General features: G+C 58.1%; 14 protein-coding genes. 12 read left to right on the top strand and 2 right to left on the bottom strand.

Features of this window, described 5'->3' with window-relative positions; translation table 11 throughout:
* Nucleotide 1: 1 nt before the first annotated feature.
* The 4 genes from AC6CHO_RS16350 (at nucleotide 2) to AC6CHO_RS16365 (ending at nucleotide 2,504) form a co-directional block, all read left to right on the top strand.
* The gene (locus tag AC6CHO_RS16350; RefSeq protein ID WP_498216520.1) at nucleotides 2–628 is read left to right on the top strand and encodes a hypothetical protein; all 627 of its coding nucleotides are present in this window, start codon (nucleotides 2–4) and stop codon (nucleotides 626–628) included.
* Nucleotides 610–1,227, top strand: coding sequence for a hypothetical protein (locus tag AC6CHO_RS16355; protein ID WP_498216522.1), 618 nt, complete (start codon nucleotides 610–612; stop codon nucleotides 1,225–1,227). Before AC6CHO_RS16350 ends, AC6CHO_RS16355 begins: the two co-directional genes overlap by 19 nt.
* A gap of 38 nt (nucleotides 1,228–1,265) precedes the next feature.
* Complete coding sequence (locus AC6CHO_RS16360) at nucleotides 1,266–1,844, top strand: hypothetical protein (protein ID WP_498216524.1); 579 nt, start codon at nucleotides 1,266–1,268, stop codon at nucleotides 1,842–1,844.
* A gap of 252 nt (nucleotides 1,845–2,096) precedes the next feature.
* Nucleotides 2,097–2,504 carry a hypothetical protein gene (locus AC6CHO_RS16365; RefSeq protein WP_498216526.1) on the top strand — a complete coding sequence of 136 codons (408 nt, stop codon included), beginning with the start codon at nucleotides 2,097–2,099 and terminating at the stop codon, nucleotides 2,502–2,504.
* Nucleotides 2,505–2,845: 341 nt separating this feature from the next.
* On the opposite strand, the gene purB is transcribed toward AC6CHO_RS16365, so the two are convergent.
* Entirely contained in the window at nucleotides 2,846–4,255 is a 1,410-nt protein-coding gene (purB, locus tag AC6CHO_RS16370; RefSeq protein WP_498216528.1) for an adenylosuccinate lyase, read from the bottom strand.
* 139 nt (nucleotides 4,256–4,394) lie between these two features.
* On the opposite strand from purB, the gene AC6CHO_RS16375 reads away from it, so the two are divergent.
* Nucleotides 4,395–4,667 carry a hypothetical protein gene (locus AC6CHO_RS16375; protein WP_146276423.1) on the top strand — a complete coding sequence of 91 codons (273 nt, stop codon included), beginning with the start codon at nucleotides 4,395–4,397 and terminating at the stop codon, nucleotides 4,665–4,667.
* Nucleotides 4,668–4,669: 2 nt separating this feature from the next.
* Nucleotides 4,670–6,025: a hypothetical protein gene (locus tag AC6CHO_RS16380; RefSeq protein ID WP_498216530.1), complete on the top strand. Its 1,356-nt coding sequence runs from the start codon at nucleotides 4,670–4,672 to the stop codon at nucleotides 6,023–6,025.
* Nucleotides 6,026–6,105: 80 nt separating this feature from the next.
* Here AC6CHO_RS16380 and AC6CHO_RS16385 read toward each other — a convergent pair whose 3' ends face one another.
* The gene (locus AC6CHO_RS16385; protein WP_060702699.1) at nucleotides 6,106–6,492 is read right to left on the bottom strand and encodes a phage holin family protein; all 387 of its coding nucleotides are present in this window, start codon (nucleotides 6,490–6,492) and stop codon (nucleotides 6,106–6,108) included.
* 81 nt (nucleotides 6,493–6,573) lie between these two features.
* Between AC6CHO_RS16385 and AC6CHO_RS16390 the strand changes: the two genes are divergently transcribed.
* The 6 genes from AC6CHO_RS16390 (at nucleotide 6,574) to AC6CHO_RS16415 (ending at nucleotide 12,869) form a co-directional block, all read left to right on the top strand.
* Nucleotides 6,574–7,689 (top strand): histidinol-phosphate transaminase, encoded by a 1,116-nt coding sequence (locus AC6CHO_RS16390; protein WP_498216532.1) that lies wholly within the window; start codon nucleotides 6,574–6,576, stop codon nucleotides 7,687–7,689.
* Nucleotides 7,690–7,810: 121 nt separating this feature from the next.
* On the top strand, nucleotides 7,811–8,953 hold the full coding sequence (gene pdhA / locus AC6CHO_RS16395; RefSeq protein ID WP_195181012.1) for a pyruvate dehydrogenase (acetyl-transferring) E1 component subunit alpha: 1,143 nt from the start codon (nucleotides 7,811–7,813) through the stop codon (nucleotides 8,951–8,953).
* A complete protein-coding gene (locus AC6CHO_RS16400) occupies nucleotides 8,954–9,931 on the top strand; it encodes an alpha-ketoacid dehydrogenase subunit beta (RefSeq protein ID WP_498216534.1) in 978 nt (325 codons plus the stop codon).
* Nucleotides 9,932–9,952: 21 nt separating this feature from the next.
* Nucleotides 9,953–11,368, top strand: a complete 1,416-nt coding sequence (locus tag AC6CHO_RS16405) for a dihydrolipoamide acetyltransferase family protein (protein WP_498216536.1) — start codon at nucleotides 9,953–9,955, stop codon at nucleotides 11,366–11,368.
* 134 nt (nucleotides 11,369–11,502) lie between these two features.
* Complete coding sequence (locus AC6CHO_RS16410) at nucleotides 11,503–11,943, top strand: carboxymuconolactone decarboxylase family protein (protein ID WP_498216538.1); 441 nt, start codon at nucleotides 11,503–11,505, stop codon at nucleotides 11,941–11,943.
* A 29-nt stretch (nucleotides 11,944–11,972) separates the two neighbouring features.
* A complete protein-coding gene (locus tag AC6CHO_RS16415; RefSeq protein WP_498216540.1) occupies nucleotides 11,973–12,869 on the top strand; it encodes a sigma factor-like helix-turn-helix DNA-binding protein in 897 nt (298 codons plus the stop codon).
* Nucleotides 12,870–12,874 lie beyond the last annotated feature (5 nt).

Genomic DNA, 12,874 nt, shown 5'->3' on the forward strand with positions numbered 1-12,874 from the left:
GATGAGCGCAACAGAATCAACATCGATGTCGCGTCCCCGGGGCATTGGATACAGCCTGCTGTATCCGGCGGGCTGGCGTGAATTCAATACCAGTGTGGAACACGAACAGGCATTGACAAAGCTGGTGACGGCCGAGCCTAAAGCCCTTGGGCGCGCAGACCTGGTATTGATGTTTCGAAAGCAAATGCACCAGATGTTTGAGTACTTGCGCCGCCGTGGATCACTAGGCTTCGCAATGCCGGTCGAGAAACTCGCCACGGGGGCAATGCCTGCTTCCGTGATCATGACCCCGCTTAAGGTGGGCTCCACCGGTACTTTGCTGGATGCTGTGCGAAAGGCCGCAGGCAGCAACCAGATCGAAATCGAGGATGCTGACGGAGCAGACTGGTATCTATGGTCTTCTACGGAGCGTTCCGTCGATGCGCCAGACCTCAAGAACAATGGCTTGAATTTGGTTGTTCCACGTCCTCTGCCCGATGGGAGCATCGATCCGGATCCAAAAGCCGGACTGTGGATGCTTTATTCATACCTCCACGTTGATGCGGAGAATGGCGATGAATTTGCCGAAGGATTAAGGTCGCTAGGCTTGTCAATACTGGGAACTTTCAAGTGGGTGCCAATGCAATGACGACATATGAGATTGAACCGGACCTGGAATTATGGATTCCAGTACCCCGCTCGTTTCCCGAAGATAGTTGGGACACCGCGGAGCAATGGGCGCAAGACCTTGCGGAATTAGCCATCCCGGAAGACCCTGATCTGCGGCAGGTCTATCAGCAAATGGCCTTGGATGTGGCGAACAACCAGGTAGCAGAAGCCGAACATACGCTTTGGTATTCACCTGAAGACGGACACGCAATGGGCACAGCTCACCTGATGGTGTTGGACGACGACCCTGAAAAGAGCTTGGCGGAATTGGCGATGCCGGGCTATGAGTCAGCAACGCCTATTCAAAGCAGCGAATACCAATCGGATTCGGTTGGCCAGATTCTTCAGTTGACTGCGGTCATAGCGATGGAAGTGCCGTCAGAAGACGATGGCTCTGCGGTTATGCCCGCTGTAGGACATGTGAGGACTGCCGCGCGTTCGCACGGACTGCTTTTCCTGCTTGAAGCTTACGATGCGGAACTGTCCACATTAGGTTTCATGATGGACCCGATGATTGACTTTTTCGAAGCCGTTACCTTCGTCGACGATGAACTCGATAGCGAAATGGATGAGAATTGAATACTGCCAGAGACAGGCTCCCTAAACACAAAGAGTTTGTGACTTCCTCCCTGCATCTATATCCCAGGATAGACAAGTCGTTTAGCCTGTTGCTGCTGGGAGCGATTCTTTGTTTCCTGGGGATCTACCTGATCGCAAATGACTTGCCATCGACATCAAGTTACCTAGCCCAGATTATTTTGCAAGGAATTCCTACAGTAGTCGGCGCCATACTCGTCATTTTCGGCATCGTCGGACTTGTCACCGCTCTAAAAGGAGTGGCGCGCAAGGGCAACGAAGCGATCGACCTGAAAGTCAAAGCCAGCGGCATAACGGTTCGTGGCGGCCACAAAATCAGTTGGGATTCGGTTACCTCGGTGACCGGTATCGAGCATGTCAATAATGCGAAGGTCCAGGTCCTCTGGGATCGAGCTGATCTGAACCGGTCGTTGGACATTTACGTTAACGGACCAATAGACGGGCCAGTAGAAAAGTCCAAGGATGGAAACCCATGCGTTCGAGTTTCGCTTCGCCATTACCCTGCCGTTGAGTATCGAACCCTTTACGAGGAGATGCTGGACCAATTCGAAAGACGCGGCATACCCCTCGCATTCAAGGCACAGCCGACGCAGTTCTAAATCCCGCGTTCGCCGCTCTTTGAACAAGCTCCTGGCTGAACGGAAGCTCATGGAGCGACGGTGTAATTTGCAGGGCATCATTCATGCTTCTCATAGTCTCGGGTCATTCGAATAGTTGGGAGAAACCTCGGACTAGCGTTCCTGCCGGGAGCCCACAAAGCCAATGGGACGGGTTTGGCCATCACGCAAGAAACCGCGATGCACTATTTGAGCCTGTTGTCTTTGCGGGCGGCGAGGGCTGAGAGAAATTAGATGAGCAAGCCAAATCCTGATCCGCACTTGTCCATTGGGTTCGTGACGCAACCGCCCCACCACCTGCCGAGGCTGCGGAAAAGCCTGGTCCTTCTAGCTATCGGAGCAGTACTTGCCTATCTCGGTTACTACTTGATCAGCAACGACCTCCCCGAATCCTCCTCCCGCCGAGCTCAAATCGGCCTGCAAGGTATTCCAGCTGCATTCGGCGGAGCGTTCCTGATTTTTGGAGCTATCGGCACGGCGACTGCCTTGGCCGGCCTCAAGCGCACTGGAGCTGAAGCTATCGACATGATCGTCGAGAAATCCGGACTTGTGGTGCGCGGAGAACGGCGGATCCCGTGGGAGTCCATTGAATCGGTCACCAGCATCCAATATAAAAATGAGGCGAAGGTCAAGCTCCTGTGAGACCCGTCCCAGCTTCATCGTTCGCTGCTGCTGAAAGTCGAGGGCGACGCAGGCCTGCCCGGACGGCAAACTGCGGATGGCGGTCATGAGGTCAAGATCGCTTTGGTGCGATACCCCGAGGCAGACTATTCGAAGTACTTCAAAATGGCCATGGGCCAATTTCCACTCCATGGCATCGCCGTGGAACACAAGACGAAGTGGATGCAAACGTGATGGCTGCGTGACACGCGGTGCATGGGAAAAGACACGCGGTGCATAGGAAAAGACACGCGGTGCATAGGAAAAGCCCGGCGCATCTTGGAGACCTCCAAGATGCGCCGGGCTTTTCCCGTGGCGTGAGGCTACTTCTTCAGGTGGTCAACCAGCTGGGAAGCAATGCCGTTGTAGGTGCCCGGGGTCAGCGACTGCAGGCGCTGCTCGGCGTCAGCGGACAGGCCCAGCTCGCCGACGAATTCCTTCAGGCGAGCTGCGTCTACGCGCTGTCCGCGGGTCAGGTCCTTCAGACGCTCGTAGGGGGTGTCCATGCCTTCGACGCCGGCAATGGCCTCGGCGCGCATGACCATCTGGATGGCCTCGGCGAGGACCTCCCAGTTGTGGTCCAGATCGTCAGCCAGCATTGCCTCGGCCACGGACAGGCGGTCCAGGCCCTTGGCAACGTTGGAGATCGCCAGCACCGAGTGGCCGATGGCGGTGCCGATGTTGCGCTGCGAAGAGGAATCGGTCAAATCGCGCTGCCAGCGGCTGGTCACCAGGGTGGATCCCAGGGTGTCGAGCAGGCCGTTGGAGATCTCCAGGTTGGCTTCCGCGTTCTCGAAGCGGATCGGGTTCACCTTGTGCGGCATGGTCGAGGAACCGGTGGCACCTGCCACGGGGATCTGTGCGAAGTAGCCGATGGAGATGTAGCTCCAGACATCGGTGCACAGGTTGTGCAGGATGCGGTTGAAGCGGGCGATGTCTGCGTAGACTTCGGCCTGCCAGTCGTGGGATTCGATCTGGGTGGTCAGCGGGTTCCACGTCAGGCCCAGGTGCTCGACGAAGCTCTTGGAGATCTGCTGCCAGTCGGCGCTTGGCACCGAAGCGTAGTGGGCTGCGTAGGTGCCGGTAGCGCCGTTGATCTTGCCCAGGTATTCGGTCTTCTCGATGCGGTCCAGCTGGCGGGTCAGACGCCATGCCAGCACTGCCAGTTCCTTGCCCAGGGTGGTTGGGGTAGCTGGCTGGCCGTGGGTGCGCGAGAGCATCGGGACTTCGCGGGAATCTTCAGCCATCTTGGCCAGCTGTGCGACAAGGTCGCGGGCTGCTGGAAGCCAAACGCTGGTCACGCCGCCCTGGACGCCCAGAGCGTAGGAGAGGTTGTTGATGTCTTCCGAGGTGCAGCCGAAGTGGACCAGCGGCTTGAGGTTGCCAATGCCGATAGCTTCGAGGCGGTTGGCGATGTAGTACTCCACTGCCTTCACATCGTGAACGGTCACCGCTTCGATCTCTGCCAGTTCCTTCACGGAATCAGCATTGAAGTCGGTGACGATCTTGCGCAGCGCAGCCTTCTGCTCATCGGAGAGCGGCGAGGTGCCTGGAAGAACGGAGTTGTCGGTCAAATGGATCAGCCATTCAACTTCAACGTGAACGCGATCGCGGTTCAAGGCCGCTTCGGAAAGGTAGTCAACCAGCGGTGCCACGGCGCTGCGGTAGCGTCCGTCGAGGGCAGTCAGTGCCAGTGGTTCATTAGCAAGGGAAGTGCGCGCAATCTCAGCCATACCCATATTCTTCCATTCCTTGCCCGCCTTCACATCTTTTACTTCATGCAGGTTTCCACATCGAGGGCCATTCCCGCTCTGCTTCGTGGCGTCCGCGGCCATGATGGGCAACAGAATTCGAATGACGAGGAGCAGGAAAATGATGTTCTCAGCGACGTTGGACTCGATGGCTTTTCAGTTGGATGATGCCCAGAAAACCACCCGTTTTGCCATTACGCAGCTTGATTCCATTGGTTCGTTGACTTGGAAATCTGCGGCGGGCCGGGCCTTTTATGACCGGGTCTTGGAGCTAAGCACCTGGTTGGAGCAGCTGAACCGGGAGCTGGCGGAAGCCGAGTCGTATGTGGGTGCCGCAACCCGGGAAATCCAAGAACTGGAGTTGCAGATCTTGCAGCAGAAATTGGCATCCTGACCATGGGATATGACGTCAATTACAACCAGCTCGATTACGCGCAAGCGCATGAAATCTGCCAGCAGGTAACTCGAGAACTTGCCGGGGTTCGCGAGCAAGTTCTGGCCGCGCTGCGCATCGCGGCCAGATGCCAAAATGAACTGGCCGCGGTCGGCATGGCTGCCGGCACGATGGTGCGAAGCCCCAGCTTGGATGCGCTGGATCTGCAACTGCGCGTTGGAATGATGCAGGCAGGTTCCTTGGCTATCGAGAGCCAAGAGCTGACCGAGGCCATGGGGCAGGCCGGGCAGAATTACGAGTCCGCCGAGAACCGGGTAGAACACCAGATTCTTGCTTCTACCTTCGTGCAAAAAGTTGGCGAGGTCATTCAAGATATCCGGAACAACAAAATGCGTCCTCCCACCGTTCATATGGAGACCATTCTGCGCTTGCTGATGATCAGCCGCCCTGACCTGGCGCTGGGGTGGGACAAGAGCTTTGGGGATCAGGTTGAACACCAGACCAAGGAACTCGCCGAGTTCATCCGCTACTTCAGTTCACACCGGGATACCGACATAGTCATTACGGAGCAGGACCCTGTGCAATTAGTGCAAGTGAGCGGAGGGATGGAAAGCTACTTCGAATTGCACAGCATGCTCGAAGGCCAGGGTCCCGAAGAAAACGGGAAATTCATGGTGGTGGAGGCCGACGAGAATACCTATGTGGTGATCCTTCCAGGAACTCAAGAAAGGGATGGAATCAAGAATGGCTTTGATGAGTGGGGAATTGTCGACGGATTAGGTCGTGAATCGGAGAACTACGTAGGAGTCATCGATGAGGCCATCGAAGCCAGCGGCGCCAGGGAAGGAGATGAGATCATCCTTTCTGGCTACTCGCAGGGCGGGATTCACGTGGCCCAACTGATGAGGAACAAATTCTTGAATCGCAAGTACAAGATGAACAAGATGATCACGCTGGGATCGCCGATTGGAAATATCGACATTCCCGATCATGTACGCAGCCTGTCGATCGAGGATTCGAGGGATATGGTCCCCGGAACCGATGGAACACCGAATAAGAATCGGGGCCGGAACCATTTCACGACGATCTTTGATGGACCGAAGGAGACGATCAAGCCGCAGCTCGAGGAGCATTCTTTGTTCGGCACACCGCATCAGCTCAAGAACTACGGCGATCACCTGCGCGAATTGGATGAAAAGCCGAAACCTGAAATCCAAGAGCAGCTCCGGCAGTTTCACCTGCCACGGGCGCCATTGAAAGCCAGGAAATTCAAGATAGAACGCGTTCGGCGTCCAAAGGCTAAGCGGGACCAGCAAGAAACGGTGCAAAAGCTCAAGACTATGGCTCCGCCTCACTGACTCTTTCCGAACACAAAAAAGGAGTGTGGTTTCCGATATGGAAACCGCACTCCTTTGGCTCAAGGGGCGTACCGCCGTTGCTAGTCCCTGTCGCTCTTGACGAACAGTCCCAGGACCGCCGAGACAATGGCAATGATGATGGTGCCTGCAATGGCATCCCACCAGAAATTTTCAATAAGCAGCTCGATGGGAGTGAAGCTGGTCAGCCACGATGTCAGCAGGAGCATCAGCGCGTTGATCACGATGGTGAACAAGCCCAGCGTCAGGCAGGTGATCGGCAAGGAGAAGAACTTGACGATGGGACGGACCAGGGCGTTGACCAAGCCGAAGATGACTGCAACAACCAGATACGCGACTGCGGTGTTGACTGCTCCGTCACCGACAGCGTGAATCTGCAGGCCGGGAACGATCCAGACAGCGGCCGCGAGGGCCAAAGCATTGATGATGACTCGAATGAGGAAGCTCATGCTTTAACTCTGTCATAAAAAGCTGAGACAGGTATGTGGATCGGATGTAATCAGGCCCCAGATGGAGGATACGCTTTAGCTATGACTGAGAATCCGGTGACCCAGGACCAGGTGCAGCCACGCCCCGTCGTTGCACGTTTGCCAAAATACGCTGCGGGTAAGCCGCCAGCATCTGTAGAAGGCATGGCCGCCTTCAAATTGTCATCGAACGAGATCCCGTTTGGCCCACTGGATACCGTGCAACAGGCAGTGATTGAGCAAAGCAGCTTGAATCGCTATCCAGATCCGTTGTCGACCAAGCTGCGCGAGGCCCTTTCCGAGTATCTGGACGTTCCCGCCGAGGATATCGTCACGGGTGCCGGGTCGCTCGGCGCCTTGACCCAGATTCTGAGCACCTTCGCAGGGCAGAACGAAGACGGCATCCAAGACGAAGTGATCTACGCCTGGAGATCTTTCGAAGCTTACCCGATCCTCGTTCAGTCTGCTGGCGCGCTTCCCGTGGAGATTCCGCTGCTGGAAGATGGACGCCACGATCTTGAAGCGATGATTGCCGCCGTCAACGAAAACACGTCGATCATTTTGCTGTGCACGCCGAATAACCCGACCGGCCCCATCCTGACCCAGGCCGAAGTTGATGACTTCTTGGCACGAGTACCCAAAAATGTTCTGGTGGTCCTGGACGAGGCGTATATCGAGTTCGTGCGCGATGAGAAGTCGGTGGATGGGCTTCATACCTATAACGAACATGAGAACGTCGTGTTGCTCCGCACCTTCTCCAAGGCTCACGGCCTGGCGAACCTCCGCGTTGGGTACTCGGTGGCCCACCCGGAAATCACCAACAATCTTCGTGTGATGGCCACGCCTTTTGCCGTATCCAGTGTTGCCGAGGACGCGGCGGTCGCATCGCTGTCGCAGATTGACCGGGTGCTCGAACGCGTTGATTCCTTGGTTCAAGAGCGTGAGCGCGTGGTGGCAGCGCTGAAGGAACAGGGCTGGAAGATTCCTTCAACCCAAGCGAACTTCGTCTGGTTGCCTTTGGGGGAGAAGACTGCAGAATTCGTTGAGCGGGCGAATGCGGTGGCGCTTTCGGTACGTGGTTTTGCCAATGAAGGCGTGCGGGTATCGATTGGTGAAGTGGAAGCGAACGATCGATTCATCGAGCTGTGTAAGGAATCACTGTATTTGGCGCATAGCTGATTGGTGCTGTTGTCTCGCGTTTTAGCAGCCAATGGCTATAGGCTTAGGAGTTAGACAAGCCGTATATGTCCCATGCGGAATGTATTCCGTGTGGGGCATATTTAAGATCAAAGGAAGATATATGACGCGTGCTGCGACTGAGGCGACGGAGACGGATCTGATTCAGATCTTGACCCCGGACGGCCAGCGTCACTCCCACGAAACGTACGATGCGTATCTGGGTGACGTTGACGATCAAATGCTCCGCGGTTTCTACCGCGACATGGCATTGACCCGCCGGTTCGACCAGGAAGCCACAGCGCTGCAGCGTCAGGGCCAGTTGTGCCTCTGGGTTCCACTGCGTGGCCAGGAAGCGGCGCAGATCGGCTCGGGCCGTGCTACCCGTCCGAACGACTACATCTTTCCTACCTATCGAGAGCACGGAGTCGCCCTGACTCGCGACGTGTCTTTCTCGGAGATGCTTCGCCTCTTCCGCGGCATTTCCGGTGGAGGTTGGGACCCTCGGGAAAACAACTTCCACATGTACACCATGGTTCTTGCCGCGCAGATGCCTCATGCGGCCGGATACGCCATGGCCTTGAACATGGAACAGCAGGGCTGGGACGAAGAACGCCGCGCAGCCGAGGGCAACGCCGTCGTGGCCTACTTCGGTGACGGCTCATCGACGGAAGGCGAAACCCACGAGTCGATGGTGTTCGCCAGTTCCTTCGACGCGCCAGTGGTGTATTTCTGCCAGAACAACCAGTGGGCCATCTCGGTTCCTTTTGAAGTGCAGTCCAAGGTTCCACTGGTAAACCGCGCGGCCGGCTACGGCATGCCCGGCGTCCGCGTAGACGGCAATGACGTCTTGGCAGTGCTCGCTGTGACCCGCTGGGCCCTGGAGCACGCCCGCAGCGGCAAGGGACCGGTGCTCATTGAAGCTGTGACCTACCGCCTGGGCGCGCACACCACCGCGGATGATCCCACCAAGTACCGCATGAGCGAAGAAGAGAAGCAGTGGGCGCCGAAGGATCCGCTGATCCGCCTGGAAACCTACCTGCGCGACAACAACCTGGTTGATGACGCATTCTTTGAACAGCTCGCTGAAGATGCCGACGCGATGGCCGCCAAGGTCCGCGAGGACGCCATGGCATTCCCTGTCCCGCCATTGGCGAAGTCCTTTGAGCAGGTGTACGCGGAAGCGCACCCGCTGATCAAGGAAGAACTGGCGTGGCACCTGGAATATGAAGCCGGATTCGCAGATGCGGCCGAGGGAGAGCAGTAAATGACCACCACAATGACCCTGGCCAAGGCCATCACGACTGGCCTGGACAAGATCCTGGAATCCGATGACAAAGCCTTGCTCATGGGCGAAGACATCGGACGCCTCGGTGGCGTTTACCGCATCACCGATGGGCTGATCGACAAGTACGGAACCCACCGAGTCATCGACTCGCCATTGGGAGAGGCCGGCATCGTCGGCACCGCCGTGGGCATGGCCCTGCGCGGCTTCAACCCGCTGGTGGAGATCCAGTTTGATGGATTCGTCTTCCCGGCCTTCAGCCAGATCACCACCCAGCTGGCCAAAATGCATGCCCGCTCGGAAGGACGCCTGACCGCCCCGGTAGTCATCCGCATCCCCTACGGCGGCGGCATCGGCTCCATTGAGCACCACTCCGAATCCCCGGAAGCGCTCTTTGCCCACACTGCAGGTCTGCGCATTATCACCCCGTCCAACGCCCATGACGCCTATTGGATGATCCAGCAGGCAGCAGCCTGCCAGGACCCGGTGATCTTCTTCGAGCCAAAGCGCCGCTACTGGCTCAAGGGCGAGGTGGATACCGAAACGCCGGCCTTGGACGCCTTCAAAGCACAGGTGGTTCGCCCAGGTACCGATGCGACCATCGTGGCCTACGGGCCCCTGGTTCCAATTGCCCTGGCCACCGCAGATGCGGCGTTGGAAGATGGCCGAAGCATCGAGGTGATCGACTTGCGGTCGATTTCCCCAATCGACTTCGACACCATCACCGAATCGGTGCAGAAGACCGGACGGCTGATCGTCACCCACGAAGCCCCGACCTTCGGTGGCATCGGTGGCGAAATCGCAGCCCGGATCACGGAGCGCGCCTTCCTTTCCCTGGAAGCACCGGTGCTGCGCGTCGGAGGATTCCACATGCCCTACCCGATATCCAAGGTCGAGTCGCAGTACCTGCCTGACATCGACAAGTTGCTCGAAGCCCTCGACCGGTCATTCGCTTACTAAAGCGGGACCCAAGGAGTAGAAATGACAGTTTTTAACCTCCCCGATGTGGGCGAAGGCCTGACCGAAGCAGATATCGCCTCGTGGAAAGTCAAAGTGGGCGATACCGTCGAGGTCAACCAGATCTTTGTCGAGATCGAAACCGCAAAGTCGCTCGTTGAGCTGCCGTGCCCTTTCGCCGGTGTCGTCACCGAACTGCATGCCGCCGAAGGCGACACCGTCCTGGTGGATCACCCGCTGATCAGCATCGACCAGGACGGCAACGCCGCACCTCCAACCGGTGTGCCTGAACCGGTGGAAGCACTGAACACTGCAACCCCGCAGGCTTCGGAAGAACCTGGCCCGCTGGTCGGCTCCGGGCCCACCGCGGACTCGTCGGTACGCCGCCAGCGCACCAGCCGTCCGACCCCATCCACAGCCGGCACCCGCGCCGCAACGGTGCGCACTTCCGGCTCGGCGCTGGCAGACACCATTACCCGACGCGCCCAGTCGCTGGGCAGCGTCGTACGCGAAGAAGTGGACCGCCGCAAGCCTGCGGTGGCGAGCTTTGTCGACCGCGTGCTGGCCAAGCCCCCGGTGCGTCGCCTGGCCAAGGAACTGGGCATCGATATCAATGATGTTGTCGGCACCGGTACCCAAGGCGAGATCACTCGCGAAGACGTGAACAGCTACCAGGCCCAGCGCGAGGCCGAGCATGCGGCAGCGCCAACCTACTGGGCGCACGGCCAGCTGTCCGACGCCCGGGTCGAGCGCACTCCAGTGCGCGGCGTCCGCAAGGCCACGGCCAAGGCCATGGTCGATTCGGCCTTCACCGCACCACATGTCTCGATCTTCGTTGACGTGGATGCCAGCCGCACCATGGAATACGTGCAGCGCCTGAAGAAGTCCCGCGACTTCGAAGGCATCAAGGTTTCGCCGCTGCTGGTGCTGGCTCGTGCAGTCATCTGGGCCGCGGCACGAAACCCATCGGTGAACGCCAGCTGGGTGGAAACGCCAAACGGCGCCGAAATCCACCAGAAGCGATTCATGAACCTAGGCATCGCCGCGGCCACCCCGCGTGGCCTGCTGGTCCCGAATATCAAGGATGCCCAGAACCTGAACATGAAGGAACTGGCCGTTGCCCTGAACGAGTTGGCCACCACAGCCCGTGCTGGCAAGACTCGTCCGGAGGACATGCGCGACGGCTCGCTGAGCATCACCAACATCGGCGCGCTGGGCATTGATACCGGAACCCCGATCATCAACCCAGGCGAGGTGGCCATCGTTGCCTTCGGCACCATCCGCCAAAAGCCATGGGTTGTAGACGGGGAAGTGGTTCCTCGCTGGATCACCACGCTGGGCGGGTCCTTCGACCACCGCGTAGTCGATGGCGACCTTTCGGCCCGCTTCATGGCTGACGTTGCTTCCATCCTGCAGGAACCGGCAATGCTGCTCGACTAGCAAACCGCACTGACGCCCCGGGGAAAAACTTTGAAAAGTTTTTCCCCGGGGCGTCACAGTTAAAGCTCCTGAAACGACGTATCTATTGACGGCATAAAAATTGCCGTGAACGCCGAAACAACGGGAGCAATGCCATGCGCATGAACTTGAGCAAGACCCACAAGAAGGGCTACGCAGCTGTCTTGGGACTGGAATCCTATGCCAGTTCCGCGGTGCCCAAGGAACTCTATGAACTGGTCAAGCTCCGTGCATCAATCCTCAACGGCTGTTCTTTCTGCACGGACATGCACTCGCATGATGCGATGAACATGGGCATTCCTGCAGCCAAGCTCTTCGCCGTGGCCGCGTACAACGATTCGCCACTATTCAACGATGCAGAGCGTGCCGCCCTGCGATTGACCGACGAGGTCACTCGACTGGATGCAGCGCACGGCGTGAGCGACGAGGTATTCAACGACGCGGCCGAAGAATTCAGCGAGGAAGAAATCGGAAATCTGATCTTGGCCATTTCAACGATCAACGTCTGGAACCGAATCGCCATCACCACTCAGCTCGAACCACCAGTACGCGGTTAATGGCAAGACCTGCTGATACGATCGGGCGCGTGGAACAACGCGAAGCCCGCATGGCGCTGGAGCAATGGCAAGAGGCCAAGCCCCGGCTGACGATGCTGGCCTACAACATGCTCGGCGTGTGGGCTCAAGCAGAAGACGTGGTTGCCGCAGTCGGTGAACAGGTCTTCAAGCTTGAGCCCCATCAGGTCGCCGCGGTGGAGAACTGGCCAGGGTTCCTGACCACGCTGACGACCCGCCGATCCATTGATGTGCTGCGTTCGGCCCAGCATCAGCGCACCGACTATGTCGGCTGCTGGCTTCCCGAGCCGATCGACCAGAATGCGCTGCCCGAAGAGGCCGCGATCAACGATTCGATGCTGCGGCTCGGCGTCCTGTTTCTGCTCGAGGAGCTCTCCGCACAGTCCCGGGCTGCCTATGTACTTCACCATGCCCTGGGATATGCCGCGGCCGAAATCGCCCCGGTCTTGGAAACCTCGCCGGCAGCAGTGAGGCAATTGCTCAGCCGCGCCGCCAAGAAGCTCGGCCAAGCCCAAGCCCCGCAACTTGAAGTCTCCCGTGTCGCGTCGCTGCTGACCGAGATCGTACAAGCCATCCATCGTGCCGACATCAACGGGCTGGTCAGGTTGCTGGCCCAGGACGCGGTGCTCTACTCCGACGGCGGCGGGAAGGTGCGTGCAGCGCTTAATCCGGTCTATGGCGCGCAAAAGATCGCTCGATTCATGATTGGGGTGGAACGAAAGAACCCTGGGCGCCGGATCTTCACCAGCCACATCAATGGCGAGCCGGCTTTGCTGTTCGCCATGGAGGGCAGGGAAGACGTGTTGGCCATTGATGTTGTCTCGGGATCCATCCAGCGCATCATGCAAGTTTCGAACCCCGATAAACTAGGCAGGGTCGGGAGCAACTGGACTGAATTGCAAACCTAGGATTA

This window comes from Glutamicibacter sp. GQ173, from assembly GCF_059759215.1.

Coding starts and splice junctions, on each gene's coding strand:
- AC6CHO_RS16390 (WP_498216532.1), top strand. CDS start 6,574: ATGACTGAGAATCCGGTGACCCAGGACCAGGTGCAGCCACGCCCCGTC.
- purB (WP_498216528.1), bottom strand. CDS start 4,255: ATGGCTGAGATTGCGCGCACTTCCCTTGCTAATGAACCACTGGCACTG.
- AC6CHO_RS16410 (WP_498216538.1), top strand. CDS start 11,503: ATGCGCATGAACTTGAGCAAGACCCACAAGAAGGGCTACGCAGCTGTC.
- AC6CHO_RS16365 (WP_498216526.1), top strand. CDS start 2,097: ATGAGCAAGCCAAATCCTGATCCGCACTTGTCCATTGGGTTCGTGACG.
- AC6CHO_RS16380 (WP_498216530.1), top strand. CDS start 4,670: ATGGGATATGACGTCAATTACAACCAGCTCGATTACGCGCAAGCGCAT.
- AC6CHO_RS16375 (WP_146276423.1), top strand. CDS start 4,395: ATGATGTTCTCAGCGACGTTGGACTCGATGGCTTTTCAGTTGGATGAT.
- pdhA (WP_195181012.1), top strand. CDS start 7,811: ATGACGCGTGCTGCGACTGAGGCGACGGAGACGGATCTGATTCAGATC.
- AC6CHO_RS16405 (WP_498216536.1), top strand. CDS start 9,953: ATGACAGTTTTTAACCTCCCCGATGTGGGCGAAGGCCTGACCGAAGCA.
- AC6CHO_RS16350 (WP_498216520.1), top strand. CDS start 2: ATGAGCGCAACAGAATCAACATCGATGTCGCGTCCCCGGGGCATTGGA.
- AC6CHO_RS16400 (WP_498216534.1), top strand. CDS start 8,954: ATGACCACCACAATGACCCTGGCCAAGGCCATCACGACTGGCCTGGAC.
- AC6CHO_RS16385 (WP_060702699.1), bottom strand. CDS start 6,492: ATGAGCTTCCTCATTCGAGTCATCATCAATGCTTTGGCCCTCGCGGCC.